At 69.7% G+C, this 1660-nt stretch carries 3 protein-coding genes; 2 read left to right on the plus strand and 1 reads right to left on the minus strand.

The genetic code is table 11. The features are described 5' to 3' along the window. Nucleotides 1-112 precede the first annotated feature (112 nt). Entirely contained in the window at nt 113-511 is a 399-nt protein-coding gene (locus VR44_RS16200) for a nuclear transport factor 2 family protein (RefSeq protein WP_045948205.1), read from the minus strand. Between the two features lie 159 nt (nt 512-670). Here VR44_RS16200 and VR44_RS16205 point away from each other — a divergent pair, with 159 nt between their 5' ends. Together VR44_RS16205 and VR44_RS16210 are read left to right on the plus strand one after the other, a co-directional pair. Then, complete coding sequence (locus tag VR44_RS16205; protein WP_045948206.1) at nt 671-874, plus strand: CsbD family protein; 204 nt, start codon at nt 671-673, stop codon at nt 872-874. Nucleotides 875-1180: 306 nt separating this feature from the next. Beyond that, entirely contained in the window at nt 1181-1489 is a 309-nt protein-coding gene (locus VR44_RS16210; RefSeq protein WP_045948207.1) for a hypothetical protein, read from the plus strand. The last annotated feature ends 171 nt before the right edge of the window (nt 1490-1660 follow it).

Raw genomic sequence — 1660 nt, forward strand, 5'->3', positions numbered from 1 at the left:
GCCAGGATGCGCGCGACCGTCGTCTTCCCTGATCCCGAGGGCCCACTCACCAGGATGATGTGCATCCCCCCAGCCTAGGTCCTCGCAGATCCGCGCAGGGGCGAAGCTCCCGTCACGGCGTCACGGTGTCTCCATGCCGATGGGCCACCCGCCACACCGCATTCTCGCGACGGTACACCTGGGTGGCCCGCAGGGTGTAGGTCCGCGGTTCGCCGTCGACGCGGGCGCTGACGTGTTCCAGACCGGCTGTGTAGGCCATGTCGCCCACGACGTCGTACGCCACCAGCTCGAAGGCGTAGGAGGTGCAGTGCGAGAAGGAAGCGCCGAGGGCGGTGAAGAGGGCGTCGACCTCCGCCAGCCCGCGGGCGTTGCGCCAGGCGCCCAGCACACTGACCGGCTCCGTCTGGGACCAGAGCGACCGCCGCGGCTCCGGGTCGCCGTCGTGGAGCGCGGCCTCCGCCCGGTACAGGTCGGTCTTGATCCACGTCAGGAAGTCCTCGCGGTCACCCATGCCTCCATCATGCAGTGCGAGGCGCACGGCGCCGTAGCGGGACTTGGAGACCGCCCCCGGTCCGGGACTCCGGCCCGCTCTCGTCTCGACGAGCGAGTTCTCCGGATCTCGCCTAGTTTGAGCAGCGATCGACCGTTTTCGGGAAGGGAAGTGTTTGGCATGGCTGAAAAGGCCAAGGGCAAGATGGAACAGGCGAAGGGCAAGGCCAAGGAAGCGGCGGGCAAGGCGACGGGCAACGAGCGGATGCAGGCCGAGGGCAAGACGGACCAGCTCAAGGGCAAGGCCCGCGAGGCCGCCGGCAAGGCTGAGGAACAGGCCCGCGGGATCAAGGACTCCCTGCGCCGGGACCACCGGGAACCCTGAATCCGCCCAGACGCGCTGGAGCCCTCACGGCAGGTCCCCGGCACACGGCGCCGGGGACCTGCCGCACGGCGTGCGGGTGGATGCGAGGGTCCCGGATCCGTACGGTGCGGCCCGAGCGGCCCGTCGCCGGCAGGGGCCGACCCCTGACCGCGCGGGTGACCTGATGATCGGTGCGGTCGGCGGCCGTGGACTGCGGCCGTACATCGCGGACGAGCGTGTCCCGGCTGTTCCGACCGCCGTGACGGTGTTTGCTGGGGACAGGGATGACGGGCCTGTGGGGCCGCCTGCACCGGGAGGAGCCGGACCATGAAGTTCGCACAGATCATCGACTTCGAGACCGAACGCATCGAAGAGGTGCGCGAGCTGCTGCGCGGTTACGAGGAGCGGGTCCGCGCACAGGGACGGAGCGGGGGCCCGGTCGCCCGCACCCTGCTCAGGGACCGCGCCAACCCCAACCGCTACCTCGCCGTGGTCGAGTTCGAGTCCCATGAGGCGGCCAGGGCGAACAGTGAAGCCGCCGAGACCAACGAGCTGGCGCAGGCTCTGGCCGCCCTGATGACCCGGCCGACCGTCTACACGGATTGCGACGTCGTGGACCGTCAGAACGTCGGCTGATCCGGCCCGAACTCGTCCAGGTCCGTGTCGAGTATCCGGCCGACGGTTTGACGGTGATCGACGTATGTCCGGTGCCATCTGGAGGCGTTCGGTAATCGGAGGCGGCGACGCCGGCCGCTACCGGATCACCGTGGACGACCGGGGGACCGATGTCCAGGACCCCTGCCCGTA

It is taken from the genome of Streptomyces katrae (assembly GCF_000966975.1).
Taxonomy (GTDB): domain Bacteria; phylum Actinomycetota; class Actinomycetes; order Streptomycetales; family Streptomycetaceae; genus Streptomyces; species Streptomyces katrae.